Raw genomic sequence first — 20538 nt, 5'->3', positions numbered from 1 at the left:
AGCGCCTTTGGCCTGCTGCCTGCAACGCTTCCGAGACCAGAATCATGAACCTCCGTAATATCGCGATCATCGCGCACGTCGACCATGGAAAGACCACCCTGGTCGACCAGCTTTTGAAACAGTCCGGCTCCTTCCGCGACAATCAGCGCGTCGCCGAGCGCGCCATGGATTCCAACGATCTCGAAAAGGAACGCGGCATCACCATCCTGGCCAAGGCGACCTCGGTCGACTGGAAGGACACCCGCATCAACATCGTCGACACCCCCGGCCACGCCGATTTCGGCGGTGAGGTCGAGCGCATCCTGTCTATGGTGGATTCGGCCATCGTGCTGGTCGACGCCGCTGAAGGCCCGATGCCGCAGACCAAGTTCGTCGTCGGCAAGGCGCTCAAGGTCGGCCTGAAGCCAATCGTCGTCATCAACAAGATCGACCGCCCCGACGCACGCCATGTCGAGGTGGTCAACGAGGTGTTCGACCTGTTCGCCGCGCTCGACGCCACCGACGAGCAGCTCGATTTCCCGATCCTCTATGGTTCGGGCCGCGACGGCTGGGTGTCGGAAAACCCGGAAGGCCCCAAGGACCAGCAGCTTGCGCCGCTGTTCGACCTCGTCATCAAGCATGTGCCGGCGCCGACCGTCCATCCCGGCCCGTTCCGCATGATCGGCACCATCCTGGAAGCCAATCCCTTCCTCGGCCGCATCATCACCGGCCGCATCGAGAGCGGCACGCTGAAGTCCAACCAGGCGGTCAAGGTGTTGCACAATGACGGCACCCAGATCGAAACCGGCCGCATCTCCAAGATCCTCGCTTTCCGTGGCCTCGAGCGCCAGCCGATCGAAGAGGCTCAGGCGGGTGACATCGTCGCCATTGCCGGCCTGTCCAAGGGCACCGTCGCCGACACGTTCTGCGACCTGGCGGTGACCGAGGCGCTGCATGCGCAGCCGATCGACCCGCCGACCGTGACCATGTCCTTCCTCGTCAACGACAGCCCGCTTGCCGGCACCGAAGGCGACAAGGTGACCAGCCGCGTCATCCGTGATCGTCTGCTGCGCGAGGCCGAAGGCAATGTCGCGCTGAAGATCGAGGAATCGCCCGACAAGGATTCGTTCTTCGTCTCCGGACGTGGCGAATTGCAGCTCGCGGTGCTGATCGAGACCATGCGCCGCGAAGGTTTCGAGATCGCCGTCTCGCGTCCGCGCGTCGTCATGCAGAAGGGCGAAAACGGCGAATTGCTGGAGCCGGTCGAGGAAGTCGTCATCGACGTCGACGAGGAGCATGCCGGCGTCGTCGTGCAGAAGATGTCGGAGCGCAAGGCCGAAATGGTCGAGCTGCGGCCCTCCGGCGGCAACCGCCAGCGCATCGTCTTCCACGCGCCGACGCGCGGCCTGATCGGCTACCAGTCGGAGCTTTTGACCGACACGCGCGGCACCGCCGTGATGAACCGGTTGTTCCATGCCTACGAGCCCTACAAGGGCGAATTGCCCGGCCGCACCAATGGCGTGCTGATCTCCAACGAGCAGGGCGAGTCCGTCGCCTACGCCATGTGGAACCTTGAAGATCGTGGCCCGATGGTCATCGATCCGGGCGTCAAGGTCTATCAGGGCATGATCATCGGCATCCACAGCCGGGACAACGACCTTGAAGTGAACGTGCTGAAGGGCAAGAAGCTGACCAACATCCGCGCCGCCGGCAAGGATGAAGCGGTCAAGCTCACGCCGCCGATCCGCATGACGCTGGAGCGCGCGCTGGCCTGGATCCAGGACGACGAGCTGGTCGAGGTAACGCCGAAGACCATTCGCCTACGCAAGCTCTATCTCGACCCGAACGAGCGCAAGCGCTTCGAGAAGTCGTCCAAGGCGGTCGGCGCGGCGTAGGGGCCTACCGTGCAAATGAGCGGCAAACTCGTCACGGCTGTCGTATTCGACAATCAACCGGAGGCCGAAGTTTGCGTGTCGATGCTCAGCGCGTATGGGATCTATGCTCTCGCGAATCGCATTCTCGACACGAGTAAGCAAGGCCTGGTCCATGTGCAGGTCGTCGATAGCGATCTCGAAGCGGCCAAGGGGTTGATCAGCCCGGTTCCAAAAGCGAGCGACTGACCCCTAGCCGCTGTCGCTTCATCCGCCGGCAGCCGAGATGATGGCCTGTCGATCGGATTCGCCGGCGAGATCGATGCGGATTGTCTCTCCCTCTCGGACCGGTTTGCGCAGGGCCTTTGCTCCACCCGGCACGACGGTCAGCAACCTCCGTTCGTCCAGCGCCTGAAGCCGCGACCGCGAGATGCCGAGTTCGTTGGCAAGCAGCCGGTCGAGCCTCAGCGATACCGGTATTTCCAGACCGAGCCGGAGTTCCAGCGCCGTCGCGTCTTCCTTCATCTCGCCGATCACCTGCTTGCGCACGGCGGCGTCAGGGAACTCTTCGACGCGTCCCACCTGGTTGCGCAGGGCAACGATGTCGAAGGCATGGCTCCGGACCAGCGCCGGATCATTGCTTTCGAGTGCCGCCAACAGTGCCGGCGCGATATCGCGGCGGTTGCAGCGCTCGAAAATGCCGAAATTCCAGGAATTGTCGCAATCGACGCAACGATAGATCAGCCACACGTCGATGCGCTTGCCGTTGGCGTTGACGCGGAATTTCCCGCTGCAACGATAGGCCTTCACGAAGCCGCAGCGATTGCAATTGATCAGTGGGCGCGGTGCGATTTCAGGCGCGATCGTCCAGTGGATGCGCAGGGCCGAAGACATGCCGGTAGGTCCTTCCCGTTGGGAAGTTCATCCGGTCGGCGATGTCGAGATGCCCATGCGGGCGCGGCGTGGCGGGTGGCTGCGGAGATTGTGAAGTCGGGTGTCGCTGGCGGAAAGCGCGCGACAGCGGTTCAGCAGTGCCAAACCGGTCTCGAACCGCCGCCCAGAGGAACACATGAAAAATGCAACAGGCACTGCGGATACGGCGCCATGCAGGTGTGTCGGGGGGAGTTGACGAGACCGGCGGTTACTGAGGCAAAGTGAAGCTCGAAATTGTTTCGCGGCGGCCCTTCTAGCGGCGTGACGCTAGACCGGCAAGCGTCTTTTCGTCGGCGCTACCGAAGCTCGACCGCTTGCGCTAGATTCTGCCTTCAAAGGTTGTCAGACAGAGACCCTCGCCATGCACCTCACCTCGCTGCTGATCTTCGCCGCCGCCCTTTTCGTGGCTGCCGGTTCGCCCGGCCCATCGATCGCGGCGCTTGTCGCGCGCGTCATCTCGAAGGGGTTTCGGGATGTGTTTCCGTTCCTGCTTGCCATGTGGATCGGCGAAGGCATCTGGCTTTCGCTGGCCGTGTTTGGGCTCGCCGTGGTGGCGCAGACCTTCCATCTCGCTTTCGTCATCGTGAAATGGGTTGGCGTCGCCTATCTCGCCTACCTCGCCTGGAAGATGTGGACGGCGCCCGTCGACGCCAGGGAGGGCGAGATGCCGCGAGAAGATTCGGCCGGCAAGCTGTTCTTCGCCGGCATGGCTGTCACGCTCGGCAATCCCAAGATCATGATGTTCTACCTGGCGCTGTTGCCGACCATCATCGACCTCGCTTCGGTCAGCCTCGTCGGCTGGGTCGAACTGACGGCGACCATGGCGGTGGTGCTGATCGCCATCGATCTCACCTGGGTGCTCGCCGCCTCTCAGGCACGCAAGCTGCTCAGGAGCAAGCGCGCCATGAAGATCGCCAACCGCGTCAGCGCCACGACGATGGCCGGTGCCGCGGCGGCCATCGCGGCGCGGTCCTAAAGCAGCGGCGTCAGCCCATCATGTTGATGATCGGCGCGATCTCGACGTTGCAGTTCGGGTCCATCAGGATCGGACACTCCTTGGCCTTTCTGGCAGCGTCATCGATGTCCTTCGCCTCGATGATCGAATAGCCGCCGGTCGGGTTGCTGCCGCCATTGTTCTCGATTTTGCCGCCGGGCAGCACCGTCTTCGACATGCCGACAGGATTGCCGCGCTCGACCACGGCCGAGCCGAGCTTTCCGAACCAACCTGTCCAGGCGTCGGTCATTGCCTTGCGGTCCGCCTCGTTCGCCGGCATCTTGCCCGAGCCATGATAGATGTAGAGAAACTTTGTCATGCTCTCCTCCCTGATCAGCGGCATCGAACCGACATGCGGTCATGCCGCCCGCCGATCATCGGACCAAAATGACCAGCAGGCAATGAAAATGCGCGAGCGCTAATATTCGTGCTCCCGCGAGCGGACCGCCATACGCCACCCAACCGTCCTGAAGGGTGGCGCGACGGTTCCTGAATACCTGCCTTGCGGCGACCTTCATCACTTGGGCAGAATGCCGGCCATCGGAAGTGCCGCACTCTTCGGCGCCTGCGGCCCGCCGGAATAGAATTTCGAGGCCGGGTTCTCCTGCATGAAATCGTAGGCAACCACGCCGAGCGGCCGCTTTTGCCGTTCCGACGCCGCCTGGTGCCAGGGGATCACCTGGCGCAGCGCCTCGAGTGCCGCGGTTGGCGCCTCGCCGAATTTCCGCTGCGGATTCTGCGCCTTGCGGATTTCCATCCAATAGCTTGCCGTCAACAGGTCCTGCGCCAGCAAATGGAACGACACGTCGACCGCCTCGCGGGCGCGCTGCGTCTTGATGCGGGTCTGCGCTTCCAGGTCCTCGACGGTGGCGACGATTGCTTGGCCATTCGGTGTCACCGGCGTGCCGAGGTCGGCCAGTTCCTGCCAGAGATCGGTCGGCAGATAGCCGTCGAAGGTCGGGATATCCTTACGATCTTCGGGCTTCAGCACATCGGCCGGCTTGATCACGGTGAAGAAGGAGTTGCGGAAACGCTCGATGCGCTGCGCAACCGCGACGCCGAGATTGGTGAGAGAGATGGTGAAAGCCTCGACCTGATTGGCCATGGGATAAGGATCCCAGTTGGCATTGGAGAAGATATAGCCGGACTTACCCTTACTCAGCGGCCCGCCCTTGATGTAATATTTCATGAATTGCGGCGTGCTCAGCTCCGGCGAACTCTGCGGCGTCAGGCCTGGCAGCACGGCCGGATTGTGATCCGACGAATTGATGGAGAGCAGCACGGATTGGCGCAGATCCGCCCAGGCCTGCCAGGCCGAGCCCTGGCGCTGGCTGGACGCGCGCATGCTTTCCGGGTCCTGGATGACACGGGCCGCATCGTCATCGAAGAGATAGCTGCCCTTGATCATGTCCATGATCCTCGCGGCATCCCATGTCAGCCACGGGTAAGGCCGCATGGATTGCACCGGCACCGATATCGGCGTGACGCTGGAGTTCATGCCGTTCAGTCCCATGGCGAAGCTGAGGTCGGTCCATTCCAGCAGTTTTCGCGCGTCCTCCAGCAAAAGCACCGCCTGTGCCTGTGCATAGGCATTGGTGCTGATCAGCGCGGCCTGGTCGGCGGCAAAAGGCTCGAGCGGCTTCAGGCCGGCCTGCGAAAGGGCCTGTGTGGCCGGCATGCGAACGCCGTCGAGATAGGCCTCGCCTTCGCCGACCATGGCCGCGCCGATATTGCCGAGTGTCGCGAGGTCGCCTTCGCCGAGCGTACCGCGCGATTGCACGACCGGCGTCACCCGCTTGTTCAGCATGTCGATCAGCATATGCGTCAGCTGCGGGCTGGCCGCTTCATACGACATGGTATTGGCGCGGATCGCCATGATCGCGCGCACCAGCGCCTCTTCCTGCAGCTCCGGCCCGTAGCCTCTGTTGACGCCGCCCTCGAAGCGGGCGAGCTGCTGCTCCTTCAGCAGCTTGGTGTTTTCCGGGGTGGTCGGATCGCCGGAGAAGATCACCGTTTCGCGCTGGTCGCCGGCGCCACGGTTGAACCAGTAGATCGTGACACCTTCGGCAGCACCTTCCAGCAGCAGGCCATAGGCATCGGCCGAACGCTGCAGCGCCTCGGGGCTGAGCTCGACCTTGGCGCCGTTGCGGGCGATGTCGATGACCTGTTCGACGGTCAGGTCATGACCGGTCAGCGTTACAGTCTTTCCGGCGGCAGTTTCGAAAATGGGCTGGTAGGCGGTCGACGCCTCGAAGGCATGGGCGGGTGGAGCGGCGAGCGCCAGCGTCATGACCAGGGCGCAGACAAAAACCCTGGGTCTGATGATTCGATCAAGCATAAGGGCTCCCATTCTCGAAGCTTCTGGCTTCGGGCACCAAGTTCACCCCTCGGAATTTTGTTTCAAGGAAAACTAGCTGGCTGCATGCGCCTGTCAACGTTTGATGAAAACCAGGACCGATGGCGGAACGCGCGTGTCCCTATCGCGCCATGGCGTGGTATTCGTCGTTCGGCCGCATGTCGATCGCGGCCGCGACGCGGTTCGACATGTTGAAGAAGGCCGCTGTCGAGGCGATGTCCCAGATGTCGCGGTCGCTGAATCCGGCCTGGCGCAGGGCCGCACGATCGGCCTCGACGATCCTGGCCGGCGCTTCGGTCAGCTTGACGGCGAATTCGAGCATCGCCGTCTGCTTCGGGGAAAGGTCGGCGGCGCGGAAATTCATCACCATCATCTCGCCGAGCAAGGGATCGCCCGAGAGCTGGCGCACCGCCGCGCCATGCGCCGTCAGGCAATAATAGCAGTGGTTGATGGAGGAGACGGCGACCGCGATCATCTCGCGTTCCAGCTTCGATAGGCCGGATTCGCCCAGCATCAAATCATTGTACATGTCGGTGAAGGCGCGCAGCTTCTTGTCGTCGAAGGCATAGGCCCTGAGCACGTTGGGCACGAGGCCGAGCTTTTCCTCGCATTTGGCGAAATAGGCTTTTGTCGGCTCGCTCAGCTCACCCGAGGCCAGGTCAAGCGCGGTGATTTTGCCGGTCATGGATCATTTCTCCTCGTCGGGGATGCCTTGCCGCCGAATTCCGATAATTCTTGGCAAGCCGTCAAACCTTTGTCGCCAAACAGCGGTCATCTGCTACCATAGTCGCAAAAGCATACGACGGGAGGGAAGAAGCGTCATGGCCAGCGTGAAGTCCGCAGTCAAGTCGAAGAAGAAGCAACCTGCGGCGAAGACCGAGGACAGACCGGCAAGGCTCGCCGACTACCTGCTCGCCCGCGCTCCGGCGGAGGATATCGCCGCCTATGACGTGGCCGACCTCGAGCGCGCCGCCGATCTCGCCGGCCGGGCGGTTGCCGGCCACAAAAAGGGTGAGTGCGTCGTCGCCGTCGAAGCCGATTCGGGCGTCGTTCGCGAAGGCCGCCCGGTGACCGTCATCACGGTCGTCAACGACAACATGCCGTTCCTGTTCGATTCCATCCTCGGCGAGGTCACCGAGACCGCAGGTGAACCGACCCTGGTCACCCATCCGGTGATCACGGTTCGCCATGGCAAGACGGGTGTCGACGAAATCCTCGGCGACGGCAATTTCGCCAGGGATGACGGCAGCCACGACCGGCTGAGCGTAATCCATGTGCACATTCCCCGGCTGACGCCAGAGCAGGCAAATGGCTTGACCGAGCGGCTACGCAAGATGCTTGGCCAGGTCCATGCCGCGGTCAACGACTGGCGGCCGATGCTGGCCCGGCTAGATCAGGCCATCTCCGAATTCCGCTATTCGGCGGTGCCGCTCGACAAGAAGAGCGTCGCCGAGGCCATCGCCTTTCTGGAGTGGCTGCGCGACGACAATTTCACCTTCCTCGGCATGCGTGAATTCAAGTACACCGGCGGCGAGGAAAGCGGCAATCTGGAGCGCGCCGAAAAACCCGGCCTCGGCATCCTGACCGACCCCGACGTGCTGGTGCTGAGGCGCGGTACCGAGGCGGTGACGACGACGCCGGAAATCCGTGCTTTCCTGCACGGACCGGAGCCGCTGATCGTCACCAAGGCCAATGCCAAGTCGCTGGTGCACCGGCGCATCTATCTCGACTACATCGGTGTCAAGACCTACACCGCCAAGGGCGCGTTGGCGGGCGAACTGCGCATCGTCGGCCTGTTCACCTCGACCGCCTATACGCGCTCGGTGATGAAGATCCCGTATCTCAGGTCCAAGGCCGAAACCATCATCGCCAAGTCGGGCTTCGACCGCCACGACCACTCCGGCAAGGCGCTGATCAACGTGCTGGAAAGCTATCCGCGCGACGAGCTGTTCCAGGTCCCGGTGCCGATCCTGCGCAAGCATGCCGCTGCCATTCTCGGCCTGGTCGAGCGGCCGCGCGTGCGGGCGCTAGTGCGCGCCGACCAGTTCGACCGTTTCGTCTCGATCCTCGTCTTCGTCCCGCGCGATCGCTACGACAGCGTCGTGCGCGAGAAGATCGCCACCTATCTGAAAACCGTGTTCGAGGGCCGGCTGTCGGCCTACTACCCGGCCTTTCCCGAAGGCGGGCTGGCGCGCGTGCACTTCATCATCGGCCGCTCCGGCGGCAAGACGCCGAAGGTCGAGCAGGCGACGATCGAGGCGGCGATCCGTGACATCGTACGCACCTGGGAAGATGCGCTCGCCGATGCGGCCGAAGCCAGCGGCAGCGACCCGGCGTTGAAAGCGATCGCCGCGCGGCTGCCGGAGAGCTACCGGGACACGTTCAGCGCGGCGGTGGCGTTGGCCGATGCCGGACGCATTGCCAAGATCAGCGCCGGCAATCCGATCGCCATCGACTACTACCGCCATGCCGACCAGAAGACGCACCAGGCGGCGCTGAAGATCTATCACCATGGCAGCCCGGTGGCGTTGTCGCGGCGCGTTCCAGTGCTGGAGAACATCGGCTTCCGTGTCATCAGCGAGCGCACCTTCGAGGTCGGCGACGACCAGTCGGGCCTGGTCTTCATCCACGACATGGAACTGGAGAACAGCTACGGCAAGCCGATCGATCTCGCCGACGGCGGCGCGCTGTTCGAGGACGCGTTCCTGTCGGTGTGGCGCGGCGACGTCGACAATGACGGCTATAACGGCCTTGCCCAGACCGCCGGCCTGTGGTCGGGCGAAATCACCATCCTGCGCGCCTATGGCCGCTATTTGCAGCAGGTCGGCATTCCGCAAAGCCAGGATTTCATCGCCGCGGCGCTCAACCGCTATCCCGAGATCGCGCGCGGCCTGCATGACCTGTTCATAGCGCGGCTCGGCCCGACGGCGGAAACGGAAGGCGCGGTGGCGGCCAAGCACCTCAAGGCCAAGATCAAGGATGCGCTGGAAGATGTGCCCAACATCGACGACGACACCATCATCCGCCGTTATCTCAATCTGATCGAAGCCTCGCTGCGCACCAATCATTTCGTTGCCGATACGAAAGAGAAAGGCCAATCGCTGGCGATCAAGCTCGAGTCGCGGGCGGTCGAGGGATTGCCGGCGCCGCGGCCATGGCGGGAAATCTTCGTCTACGGCTCCGAGGTCGAAGGCCTGCATCTGCGCTTCGGTCCGGTGGCGCGTGGCGGCCTGCGCTGGTCGGACCGCGCACAGGACTATCGCACCGAGGTGCTCGGCCTGGTCAAGGCACAGCAGGTCAAGAACGCCGTCATCGTGCCGGTTGGCGCCAAGGGCGGCTTCTATCCCAAGAAGCTGCCGATGAGCGCTGGACGCGACGCCATCTTCGAGGCCGGCACCTCTGCTTACAAGAACTTCGTCTCCAGCCTGCTGTCGATCACCGACAATATCGGGCTGGACGGTGTCATCCCGCCGGCTGGTGTGGTGCGCCGCGACCAGGACGATCCCTATTTCGTGGTCGCCGCCGACAAGGGCACGGCGACCTTCTCCGACACCGCCAACGCCATCTCGGAGAAGCACGGCTTCTGGCTCGACGATGCCTTCGCCAGTGGTGGTTCGGCCGGCTACGACCACAAGAAGATGGGCATCACCGCCAAGGGCGCCTGGGAAGCGGTCAAGCGGCATTTCCGTGAGATGAACCGTGACATCCAGACCTCGCCCTTCTCCGTGGTCGGTGTCGGCGACATGTCGGGCGACGTGTTCGGCAACGGCATGCTGTTGTCGCCGAAGACCCGGCTGATCGCCGCTTTCGACCATCGCGACATCTTCATCGATCCGGATCCCGACATGGCGGCCTCGATGGCCGAGCGCGAGCGCATGTTCGCGTTGCCGCGTTCGAGCTGGCAGGACTATGACAAGACCAAGCTGTCGGAAGGCGGCGTCATCGTCTCGCGCAGCCAGAAGTCGATCACCTTGCCGGCGGCCGCGGCGGCCGCGATCGGCCTTGCCAGGACCACCGCCACGCCGGTCGAGATCATGACCGCCATCCTCAAGGCGCCGGTCGACTTGCTTTGGTTCGGCGGCATCGGCACGTATCTCAGGGCGTCGACCGAAACCAATGCCGAGGTCGGCGACCGCGCCAACGATGCCGTCCGCATCACCGCGCTCGACGTGCGCGCCAAGGTGATCGGCGAAGGCGCCAATCTCGGTGTGACGCAGCGGGCGCGCATCGAGTTCGGCATGAATGGCGGCCGCTGCAATTCCGACGCCATCGACAATTCGGGCGGCGTCAACTGCTCCGACGTCGAGGTCAACATCAAGATCGCGCTGGCGTCCGCCATGCGCAAGGGATCGCTGACGCGCCCAGCACGCAACAGGCTGCTGGCCGAGATGACCGACGAGGTCGGCGGCCTGGTGCTGTCCAACAACTACCAGCAGACGCTGGCGCTTTCGATCGCCCGCAAGCGCGGCCTCGCCGACATCGCGCATCAAAGCCGCTTCATGACGGCGCTGGAGGCACGTGGCCTGCTCGATCGCGGGGTCGAGACGCTGCCGTCGCCGGCAGCCCTTGCCGAACGCGAGGCGCGCGGCGAGCCGCTGACCCGGGCCGAGCTCGGCGTGCTGCTCGCCTATGCCAAGATCGTGCTGTTTTCCGATATCGTCGCCAGCGACGTGCCGGACGATGCGCATTTCGACCGCGACCTGATGGGTTATTTCCCGGACCGGATGGCGAAGAAATACGCCTCCGAGATCCACGGCCACCGGCTGCGCCGCGAGATCATCGCCCGTGTCGTCGCCAACGATCTGGTCAATCGCGGCGGCCCGTCCTTCGTCAATCGGCTGCAGGAAGCAACGGGGCGTACCGCTGCCGATGTGGTGCGCACCTTCGCCGTGGTGCGCGACGGCTTTGCACTGCCGGCGCTCTATCGCGAGATCGACGCGCTCGACAACCAGATAGACGGCCAGGTGCAACTCGATCTCTATCAGATGGTGAGCCGGCTCATCTATATGAGCAGCGGCTGGTATCTGAAGAACGATGCCGGCACGGCACCGCTCGGGCAGCGCATCGCCGAACTGCAGGATGCGCGCAAGGCGCTGGAGCCCAAGCTGGCGTCGCTGCTGCCGGCCTTTTCGCGCGAGCGGATCGAGGAGAAGCGGCACGGGCTGTTCAAGGCGGGCGCCCCGGAGACGCTGGCCGAGCAACTGGCGATGAGCGAGGCGGCGGAGCTCATCCCCGACATCGCGCTGACGGCGCGCACCGCCGGTGCCGACATCGTGGCGGCCGCCAGGGCGTTCTTCGCCGTCAGCGATGCCTTCCGCATCCCGCGCGTCGAGGATGCGGCACGCTCGATCACGCCTTCGGACTATTATGATCAACTCGCTTTGTCCCGCGCCACCGACACGATCGGCGCCGCACGACGCGGCATCGCGGTCGCCGCGCTCACCAGCCATGCCAAGGCAGCCGACCCGGTGGCCGCTTGGCTGGAAGCCGGCGGTGAGCGGGTGGCGCGCATCCGCGAACGGCTGCAGGCGCTGACCGAGGGCGGCGACATCACCGTGTCGCGGCTGTCGGTGGCGTCGGGGCTGATGAGCGATCTGACGGGGATGTGAGGCGGGTCATCTCAAAGATTGGCGCTGCCCCTCAACCGGCTGCCGCCACCTTCTCCCCGTATAGTGACGGAGAAGGGAACTGGCCGCAAGGCAGGCGCCAATTCTGTAACGTCGACAATTCGCGAAATCCCCCGCCAAAGCGTCTTTCTCCCCGTCCTGCACGGGGAGAAATGCCCGGCAGGACAATGAGGGGCGGCGCGACGCTTGTCATTTGCATGAGTATCGGAAAACGTGCAGACATGCCGCCGACACGGGCGGAGCGGGTGCCGGGGGAGTCATTATGGCGGTAGAGACAATGCAGCGGGCGTCCGGGCGCGGCATCTGGGGGTGGATGTTCTTCGACTGGGCGGCGCAGCCGTTCTTCACGGTCGTCACCACCTTCATTTTCGGCCCTTATTTCGTTTCGCGCATGGCGGGCGACCCGACCACCGGCCAGGCCGTCTGGGGCTATGGCATCGCCGCCGCCGGGCTGGTCATCGCCGTACTGTCGCCGATCCTCGGTTCGATCGCCGACCAGACCGGACCGCGCAAGCCGTGGATCGCCTTCTTCGCGGCGATCAAGGTCACCAGTCTCACCTTGCTCTGGTTCGCCGCGCCAGGTTCCAACCTGTTCCTGATCGTGGCGCTGTTCTCGCTGGCGTCGGTGGCGGCGGAATTCTCCACCGTCTTCAACGATTCCATGATGCCGCGCCTAGTGCCGAAGAGCGAGATCGGCCGCATCTCCAACATGGCCTGGGGCCTCGGTTATCTCGGCGGCATGATCGCTCTGATCTTCGTCGTCACTTGCCTCGCCGGCTCACCGGAGACCGGCAAGACGATCATCGGCATCACCCCGTTGTTCGGTCTTGATCCGCAGCTGGGCGAGGATGCCCGCGCCACCGGGCCGCTGTCGGCCGGCTGGTATTTCGTCTTCATCCTGCCTATGTTCTTCTTCACGCCCGACGCCATCAAGGGCATCCCGATCGGGCCGGCGGTGCGCGAAGGCCTTTCGGAACTGAAATCGACGCTGGCCGAGGTGCGCAAGCGCGGCGGCATCTTCCGCTTCCTAGTCGCCCGCATGATCTACCAGGATGGCGTCAATGCGCTGCTGGCGCTGGGCGGCACCTTCGCGGCGGGCATGTTCCACTGGTCGATCACCGAAATCGGCATGTTCGGCATCATCCTCAACATCGTCGCCATCTTCGGCTGCTGGATCGCGGCGCGGCTCGACACCGCGCTCGGCTCCAAGGCGGTGGTGCTGATTTCGCTGGTCATGCTGTCGATCGCCACCATCGGCGTCATCTCGACCGGGCCCGGCTTCACGCTGCTCGGCCTGATCCAGCTTTCCACCACCGATTCCGGCGGCCTGTTCGGCACGGCGGCTGAGAAGGCCTATATCATGTATGGCCTGCTGATCGGTCTGGCTTTCGGGCCGGTGCAGGCTTCGTCGCGCTCCTACATGGCGCGCAGCGTGACCGCAGCCGAATCCGGCCGCTATTTCGGCATCTATGCGCTGGCCGGGCGGGCAACCAGCTTCCTGGCGCCGTTCATGGTGGCGACGATTACCGCCACCAGCGGCTCGGCCCGGCTTGGCATGGCGGCCATCATCCTATTCCTGGCGGTCGGCATGGCGATCCTGGTTCGCACACCCTATCCGGCGGATCGGCCGGTTGAGTAGCAGCGCCGCTTCCTTCTTCCACAAGAGGAGAAGGAAGTCGCGCTCAATGCCGGAAATGCCGCACGCCTGTGAACACCATGGCGATGCCATGTTCGTCGGCGGCGGCGATGACGTCGTCGTCGCGCATCGAGCCGCCCGGCTGGATCACGGCGGTGGCACCGGCCTCGATCGCCGACAGCAGGCCGTCGGCGAAGGGGAAGAAGGCGTCCGAAGCGACGACCGAGCCCTTGGTCAACGGCTCCGCCATGCCTGCCGTCTCCGCCGCGTCGACGGCCTTGCGCGCGGCGATGCGTGAGGAATCGACCCGGCTCATCTGGCCGGCGCCGATGCCGACGGTGGCGCCGTCCTTGGCATAGACGATGGCGTTCGACTTGACGTGCTTGGCGACGCGGAAGGCGAATTTGAGGTCGGCCATTTCGGCTGGCGTCGGGGCGCGCTTCGTCACCACCTTCAGCTCGAGGTCGTCGACCACGGCATTGTCGCGGCCCTGGACGAGCAAGCCGCCGGAAACCGACTTGACCGTCGTGCCTGCCGTGCGCGGGTCGGGCAGGCCGCTGGTGACCAGCAGGCGCAAATTCTTCTTGGCAGCTACGATTGCCGCGGCCTCGTCGGTGGCGTCGGGCGCGATGATCACCTCGGTGAAGGTCTTCACGATCTCCTCGGCCGCCTCGGCGTCAAGGGTGCGGTTCAAGGCGACGATGCCGCCGAAGGCCGAGACCGGGTCGCAGGCGAGCGCTTTGGCGTAGGCCGCTTTCAACGACGTACCTTCGGCGACGCCACATGGATTGGCGTGCTTGATGATGGCGACGGCGGCCGAGCGGTTCGGATCGAACTCGCCGGCCAGCTCGAAGGCGGCGTCGGTGTCGTTGATGTTGTTGTAGGATAGCTGCTTGCCCTGCAGCTGCCGCGCCGTGGCGACGCCCGGCCGCTTGCCGCCATTGATGTAGAAGCCGGCATCCTGATGCGGGTTTTCGCCATAGCGCATGACCTCGGCAAGCCTGCCGCCGAAGGCGCGCCAGGTCGGATGTTCGATCTCCAGCGCCTCGGCGAACCAGCCCGAGATCGCCGCGTCATAAGTGGCGGTGCGGGCGAAGGCCTTGGCCGCCAGCTTCTTGCGGAAATCCAGCGACAGCGAGCCGATGTTCATCTCCAGCGCGTTGAGCACCGCGGCGTAGTCACCGGGATCGGTGACGATGGCGACATAGGCATGGTTCTTGGCCGAGGCGCGGATCATCGCCGGGCCGCCAATGTCGATATTCTCGACGATCGCCGCGTAGTCGGCGCCGGAGCGGCGGACCTCCTCGAACGGATAAAGATTGGAGACGACGAGGTCGATCGGCTCGATGCCGTATTTGCGCATCGCCAATGCATGCTCGGGATCGTCGCGCACGCCAAGCAGCGCGCCATGCACGGATGGGTGCAGCGTCTTGACGCGGCCGTCCATGATCTCGGGAAAACCGGTGAGCTCGGAGACATCGCGCACCGCCATGCCGGCTTCGGCGATCGCTTTTGCCGTGCCGCCGGTGGAGACGAGCTCGACGCCGGCCGCAGCCAACGCCCTGGCAAAGTCGATCAGGCCTGTCTTGTCGAAGACGGACAGCAGTGCGCGACGGACCGGGACGAGGTCGGGGGCGGGAATGTTCTTGGCAGGAACGGCCATGGGCTGGCGGCCTTTCACGGCTGGAGGGGCAAGCCCGCGCCGTAGCATATGGCATCAGGAAATCAAGCGGCAAGGTCGGCGCTGGAAGCCAGGGTCAGTTGTTTTCGGGATAACCGACGATCTTTGTTCGCGTCAGCTGCCAATGGACCTCGGCAATTTCGGACGCCTTGAAGGCGAGCACGATCTGGCGGCTGCGGCGCGGACCGCCCAGACCGGCGAAATAGATCGATTCCTCAACTTCCGGCGTCACTTCTCCCGAGGTGAACACCCAAGTATCGGCCTGATCGGCGGTCAGTACCAGCCGTTCCTGTTCGTCCTGCAGCAGATTGATGTCAGGATGGACGTGAAAGCGCACGGTGATGAAATCGCGGCCGCTCTTGCGGATCGCTGCGTTGCCGGGCCGCTGGAACCGGTCCCGACCCGCCAGCACATTGCCGTCCGCGGAGAGTTTCAGCTCACGCTCATGCAGGAAGCCGAAACGCTGGAGATAGCCGTCATGACGGGCGATGAAGCCGTGGACGCCCTTCTGGTCGATGCGCTTGCACTGCACTTGCTGCGGGCCGCCGATCAACGGTGAACCCAACTGGTCGTTGACCCGCAGCGCGTGGGTGAAACGCGCCGAAGACGTGTCGTTGATGGTGGCTGTCGAATGCGCGGCGGTGGCGCGAGCCAGCGGCCGGAACTCGGCGGCGCCGTAGGTGTCGATGCCGGCATTGACGATATAGTGCTGGCGGCCCGACGAGAGTTCGAAGGCGAGGCAGCCGGCATGCGCTGCATTGGAGACGTCGACCGGCGGCGGCGCGCCGGTATCGGCGATGACGGTGGTGCCGCCGATCGCCAGCCGCTCATAGCCCGAATGCGGCGCATGCAGCAGCGGCGAGCCGGCGGTGTCGTCATGGCGCAGGATGGTGGCGATGCGGTCATGGATTGTGGCGCCCATGCCGTTGAAACGGGCGAGGCTGCCATCCTGATGGCGGAAGAAGCGCAGCGCCGGCAGCATGCGGTCGATGGCGCCGATCAGCGCCTGCGGCGGCGCTTCGGCCTGGTTGGCATAGGTCTGGCGCAGCGGCAGGAGGTCGGCGAGGATTTCCAGCACCGCCATTGGATTGCGCGAGATATGGCCGCCGTCGGCAAGGATCTGGCGATTGAGTTCCTCTGCGAGGTTGCGGGTAGCGCGGCGCAACGCCGAGGCCGGCGCCGGCAGGGACAGTGCCGCGAAGGCCAGCGCGATGCGGGCGCGCAGCCGGTCCTTGCCGTCGGGCATTTCGCGCGCCATCGACCTGAGATAACGGATCTGCATGGCCAGCGATTTCAGGAAAGCACGGTAGAAGGGGAACTCGGCGCCCTGCAGCACGACGGAAGAATGCTGCAACCAGGCGATGATGCGTTTGGCCGTCGTGCCTGGTTCCCAGGCAATGCCCGAAATATGGTTGCCATGCATGGCGATCCAGTCGGAGACGAGCGCGCGGGCATTTGCCGCGGCGAGCTCCGTGCCGGCGGCACGCATATGGCGCAGCCAGCGAAAGCCATGCAGCGTCTTCTGCCAACCATGATTGGGGACATTGATCTGGAAAGGGGATTTGCCACCAGTCTCGACCAGATGGCCAGACAGTGGATAACGGCCGTAATAGATCTCGAGCGCGATCTGTGGATCGGCAAGGCGCAGGTCCGGCGGCGCGATCAGGACGCGTTCGGGTGTGCGTCCGGAATAGCGCCAACGATAGATCGGGCCGGCACGCAGGCGCCGGCGCGTCTTGCGCCAGAACTCCTTCGCGACCAGCGTCCACAGACGCGTCGTGTTGCTGGCAGCCAGTGCCAAACCCCCTCCTGGTCGTCCTTGCCCAAGCACAAGCTTATATGATTCAAGAACTTATGCGAAGGCGAATTCCATAGGACGGCGCCGGGTCCCCTGCTCTTGGACCGGGTGCATCCAAAAAAAATCTGCAAATCCCAGTGGTTAAGCCGGGCTTCGACGCATGCGTGCGGCGAAGAAACCGTCCAGTCCCGAACGCTCCGGAGCGCCGAGGTCGAGATCGGCGGGTGTGGTGCGCAACGTGCCTTGCGGCGTCAGGAACGAATCGATGCCGGCGATCTCGCCTTGCCGCAGCGGATCGTCAATGACCGTAGCCGTGTCCTCGAGAAAGGAACGATGCAGTTCCTCGCCTTCGAGCGGGTCGAGCGAACAATTGGAAAAGACGATCCTGCCTCCGGGCCTGACCAGCATAACGGCGCGGGCGAGCAGCCTGCGTTGCAGGTCTGCGAGCTTTTCGACGTCCGCCGCCGTCTTGGTCCATGGCACGTCGGGATGCCGGCGCACCGTACCGGTCGAGGAACATGGCGCGTCGAGCAGCACGGCGTCGAACAGTTCGCTGGGCTCGAATTTGAGCAGGTCGGCCTGGACGATGTCGGCCGACAGGCCAAGGCGATCGAGATTCTGCGCCAGCCGCGCCAGGCGGTTCTTCGAGGTGTCTACCGCTGTGACCCTGGCGCCAGCGAGAATGAGCTGTGCGGTCTTGCCGCCGGGCGCTGCGCAAAGATCGGCGACGCGCAGGCCGGCGACATCGCCGAACAGCCGGGCGGGAAGGCTGGCGGCGGCATCCTGGACCCACCATGCGCCCTCCGCGAAGCCAGGCAATTCGGTGACGGCGCCGGCAAGCTTCTCCCCCCGAACCGTTCCCGTGGGCAGGACGATGCCGCCGAGCTTTTCGGCCCAGAGGTCGGCATCGGCCTTGACCGAGAAATCGACCGGCGCCTCGTGGCGATGGGCGGCCAGGATCTGCCGGGCCTTCTCGGTGCCATAGGCGGCCTTCAGCCGGTCGGAAAACCATTTTGGCGCTTCGTCGGTGGCGGCAAGCGCGGCCGGAAGCTCGGCCTCCTTGGCTCGCGCCAGCGTGCGCAGCACGCCGTTGACCAGGCCGGAAAAACGCTGCGTTCGGGGATCGGACTTGGCGTGGGTCACGGCGAGGTCGACCGCGGCGCTGTCGGGGATGTCGAGGAACAGGATCTGCGCCGCCGCCACATGCAATATGTGCGACAAGGCGGTCGCGTTTGGCGGCAGCGGCTTTTCCAGGCGCCGCGCCAGCAGTCCCGTTATGGTCATGCGGTAGCGCAGCGCGGTGACCAGTATGGCGCGCACCAGGCCGCGGTCGCGCAAATCGAGCGCCCTGTATTGCGGATGGCCGTTCTCGTGGTCGGTCAGGCCGTCAAGCGGCGTGCGTGCATCGATGACGGCTGCCAGCAGCCGCGCCGCCGCCTTGCGCGCGGCAAGGCCGGCAACGAACTCGCCGCCGGCATCGTGGTCCTGATCGCCTGAAACCGTGCGCCGAGGTGCTCTGCCCGCCACGCTCACGACCACCGGCCTTTGGGCCCGGTCGGGTTGCGACCCCATGGATTGGGCTTCGGGCTGGCCGGTTCGGCCGTCTGTTCCGGTTCGGCCGGCTTGCCCCACGGTCCGGCCGATTGCGGCTCGTCCGCCTGCGGTGGTGTCGGTGCCTGGCGCTGCGTGGCCCGCGATGCACCGTCGCCCATTTGCCGCGCCATCGCCTGCAGGGCGGCGATGCGGTTGTCGGTGCTCGGATGGGTGGAGAACAGACTGTCCATGCGCTCGCCATGCAGGGGGTTGATGATGAAGAGATGCGCCATCGCGGGATTGCGCTCGGCATCGGGGTTGGGAATGCGTTCGGCCCCGCGGGCGATCTTGTCAAGCGCGGAGGCCAGCCACAGCGGGTGTCCACAGATTTCGGCGCCACGCCGGTCAGCCTCATATTCGCGGGTGCGGCTGACCGCCATCTGCACGATCATGGCCGCGAAGGGCGCCACGATCATCGCCGCCAGCACGCCGACAAAGCCGAACGGGTTGTTGTCGCGGTTGCCGCCGAGGAAAAAGGCGAAATTGCCGAGCATCGAGATGGCACCGGCAAAGGTGGCGACGATGGTCATGGTCAGCGTGTCGCGGTGCTGGACGTGGGCGAGCTCATGCGCCATCACGGCGGCGACCTCTTCATGGGTCAGCCGCTGCAGCAGGCCGGTGGAGGCGGCGACCGCCGCGTTCTGCGGGTTGCGGCCGGTGGCGAAGGCATTCGGCTGCGGATTGTCGATCAGATAGGTTTTCGGCATCGGCAGGCCGGCCTGCTTGGCCAGTGCCTGGACGATGGCGTAATATTCGGGCGCGTTCTTCTCGTCGACCTCGACGGCGTGGTTCATCGACAGCACCATCTTGTCGGCGTTCCAATAGCTGAACAAATTGGTGCCGGTGGCGATCACCAACGCGATCATCATGCCGCCCGAACCGCCGATCAAAAAGCCGACGCCCATGAACAGCGCCGTCATGGTGGCGAGAAGCATGGCGGTGCGAATGGTGTTCATCGTCTGCTCCTGCCCGGATGGCGGTGAAAAAGGGTCGATCCTCGTGAGGTCATCGCTATATGATGGGAAACACCTGCTCCTGTTTCAATCCGCTCGAGATATCGCATGAACGACGAAACCAGTAAAACGCTGGCCGGCCCCGATGACGGCACGGCGCCAAAAGAGCTGACACCCGCCGCCCGCCGCGCGCTGCAGGAAGCCGAGGCAAGGCGGCAGGACTACCGCGAGAAGGAAGCCGCACTGCCCCGGGAAATCGGCGGCCGTGGGGGCAAGGAGCCCGGCCGCTATGGCGACTGGGAGGTAAAAGGCCTGACCAGCGACTTCTAAGGTATGTTGATATTCAGGTGAGGCCGGCCTGACCTGAATCTCAACACACCTTGGACGGCTTTACGCTATATCTTAAGCAGCGTCGCGCTGCGGCTCGAGCGCAACCCAGCCGCGTTCGTCGACGGTGATGTCGATCTCATCATAACCGGCGATCGCGGCATGCTGTGTTGCCAGGGGATGCTGGTGCGTGGCGTTGATCACCATGACCGAAGCGCCCGCCGCCTCCGCCGCCGCGATGCCGGCCGGGGCGTCCTCGAACACCAGGCAATCGCGTGCGTCGAAGCCAAGCCGTCTCGCGCCGAGCTGGAAGCAATCGGGCGCCGGCTTGCCGCGGGAAACATCCTCCGCCGCGACGAGGACCGCAGGGACAGGAATGCCGGCGACCTTCATGCGTGCAAGCGCCAACGAGCGTGGCGCCGAGGTTACGATCGCCCAGCGCTCCGGCGGCAGTGCGTTAAGAAACGCCAAGGCGCCGGCGATCTGGACGATGCCCTCGAGATCGTCGGCCTCGGCCTTCAGCAGCAAATCCGCTTCGTGTCTCGGGTCGACGCCCGGGAGCGCCAGGGCGGTGATGGTCTCGATCGCCCGCACGCCGTGGATCGTCGGCAGGAAGGCCGCGACGTCGAGGCCGTGGCGCCGCGCCCAATCGCCCCAGACCCGCTCCGCCGAGGCGATGGAATTGATGAGCGTGCCGTCCATGTCGAAGAGGAAGGCGGCGAATTTTCTGCCAGCAAACATGATTTTCCTTGAAGTCCGGGGGAGGGTGTCGAGGGAGGACGCAACCGTA

General features: G+C 64.6%; 15 protein-coding genes. 6 read left to right on the top strand and 9 right to left on the bottom strand.

Features of this window, described 5'->3' with window-relative positions; translation table 11 throughout:
- Nucleotides 1-44: 44 nt before the first annotated feature.
- Nucleotides 45-1874, top strand: coding sequence for a translational GTPase TypA (typA, locus tag LB536_RS10900; RefSeq protein ID WP_027145159.1), 1830 nt, complete (start codon nt 45-47; stop codon nt 1872-1874).
- 15 nt (nt 1875-1889) lie between these two features.
- Complete coding sequence (locus LB536_RS10895) at nt 1890-2099, top strand: hypothetical protein (RefSeq protein ID WP_140761666.1); 210 nt, start codon at nt 1890-1892, stop codon at nt 2097-2099.
- A gap of 18 nt (nt 2100-2117) precedes the next feature.
- Here the strand turns inward: LB536_RS10895 and LB536_RS10890 are convergent, their stop codons facing one another.
- Entirely contained in the window at nt 2118-2744 is a 627-nt protein-coding gene (locus LB536_RS10890) for a DUF1062 domain-containing protein (protein ID WP_224591819.1), read from the bottom strand.
- A gap of 400 nt (nt 2745-3144) precedes the next feature.
- On the opposite strand from LB536_RS10890, the gene LB536_RS10885 reads away from it, so the two are divergent.
- Nucleotides 3145-3759 (top strand): LysE family translocator, encoded by a 615-nt coding sequence (locus tag LB536_RS10885; protein WP_224591816.1) that lies wholly within the window; start codon nt 3145-3147, stop codon nt 3757-3759.
- Between the two features lie 10 nt (nt 3760-3769).
- On the opposite strand, the gene LB536_RS10880 is transcribed toward LB536_RS10885, so the two are convergent.
- The 3 genes from LB536_RS10880 to LB536_RS10870 form a co-directional block, all read right to left on the bottom strand.
- A complete protein-coding gene (locus tag LB536_RS10880) occupies nt 3770-4096 on the bottom strand; it encodes a hypothetical protein (protein WP_224591814.1) in 327 nt (108 codons plus the stop codon).
- A 198-nt stretch (nt 4097-4294) separates the two neighbouring features.
- Nucleotides 4295-6115, bottom strand: coding sequence for an aromatic amino acid ammonia-lyase (locus tag LB536_RS10875; RefSeq protein WP_224591812.1), 1821 nt, complete (start codon nt 6113-6115; stop codon nt 4295-4297).
- Nucleotides 6116-6254: 139 nt separating this feature from the next.
- Nucleotides 6255-6818 carry a peroxidase-related enzyme gene (locus LB536_RS10870; RefSeq protein ID WP_140811090.1) on the bottom strand — a complete coding sequence of 188 codons (564 nt, stop codon included), beginning with the start codon at nt 6816-6818 and terminating at the stop codon, nt 6255-6257.
- 136 nt (nt 6819-6954) lie between these two features.
- Between LB536_RS10870 and LB536_RS10865 the strand changes: the two genes are divergently transcribed.
- Together LB536_RS10865 and LB536_RS10860 are read left to right on the top strand one after the other, a co-directional pair.
- Nucleotides 6955-11742 (top strand): NAD-glutamate dehydrogenase, encoded by a 4788-nt coding sequence (locus LB536_RS10865; RefSeq protein ID WP_224591810.1) that lies wholly within the window; start codon nt 6955-6957, stop codon nt 11740-11742.
- Nucleotides 11743-12022: 280 nt separating this feature from the next.
- Nucleotides 12023-13399, top strand: coding sequence for an MFS transporter (locus LB536_RS10860; RefSeq protein ID WP_224591808.1), 1377 nt, complete (start codon nt 12023-12025; stop codon nt 13397-13399).
- A gap of 43 nt (nt 13400-13442) precedes the next feature.
- Here the strand turns inward: LB536_RS10860 and purH are convergent, their stop codons facing one another.
- The 4 genes from purH to htpX form a co-directional block, all read right to left on the bottom strand.
- The gene (gene purH / locus LB536_RS10855; protein ID WP_224591806.1) at nt 13443-15059 is read right to left on the bottom strand and encodes a bifunctional phosphoribosylaminoimidazolecarboxamide formyltransferase/IMP cyclohydrolase; all 1617 of its coding nucleotides are present in this window, start codon (nt 15057-15059) and stop codon (nt 13443-13445) included.
- 94 nt (nt 15060-15153) lie between these two features.
- Nucleotides 15154-16878, bottom strand: a complete 1725-nt coding sequence (locus LB536_RS10850) for a heparinase II/III family protein (protein WP_224591804.1) — start codon at nt 16876-16878, stop codon at nt 15154-15156.
- A gap of 138 nt (nt 16879-17016) precedes the next feature.
- Nucleotides 17017-18447 carry an RsmB/NOP family class I SAM-dependent RNA methyltransferase gene (locus tag LB536_RS10845; protein ID WP_263488989.1) on the bottom strand — a complete coding sequence of 477 codons (1431 nt, stop codon included), beginning with the start codon at nt 18445-18447 and terminating at the stop codon, nt 17017-17019.
- Nucleotides 18405-19424, bottom strand: a complete 1020-nt coding sequence (gene htpX, locus LB536_RS10840; RefSeq protein WP_224591797.1) for a zinc metalloprotease HtpX — start codon at nt 19422-19424, stop codon at nt 18405-18407. The genes LB536_RS10845 and htpX overlap by 43 nt, the downstream gene beginning before the upstream one ends.
- A gap of 105 nt (nt 19425-19529) precedes the next feature.
- Between htpX and LB536_RS10835 the strand changes: the two genes are divergently transcribed.
- Nucleotides 19530-19751, top strand: a complete 222-nt coding sequence (locus LB536_RS10835) for a DUF1674 domain-containing protein (RefSeq protein ID WP_224591794.1) — start codon at nt 19530-19532, stop codon at nt 19749-19751.
- A 72-nt stretch (nt 19752-19823) separates the two neighbouring features.
- Here LB536_RS10835 and LB536_RS10830 read toward each other — a convergent pair whose 3' ends face one another.
- Nucleotides 19824-20489, bottom strand: a complete 666-nt coding sequence (locus LB536_RS10830; RefSeq protein WP_224591791.1) for an HAD-IA family hydrolase — start codon at nt 20487-20489, stop codon at nt 19824-19826.
- Nucleotides 20490-20538: the final 49 nt, after the last annotated feature.

Origin of the sequence: Mesorhizobium sp. ES1-3 (assembly GCF_020164795.1) — a bacterium.
Lineage (GTDB): Bacteria > Pseudomonadota > Alphaproteobacteria > Rhizobiales > Rhizobiaceae > Mesorhizobium.
The sequence above is the reverse complement of the archived record's forward strand: the minus strand, read 5'-3'. Positions and strand labels throughout refer to the sequence as shown.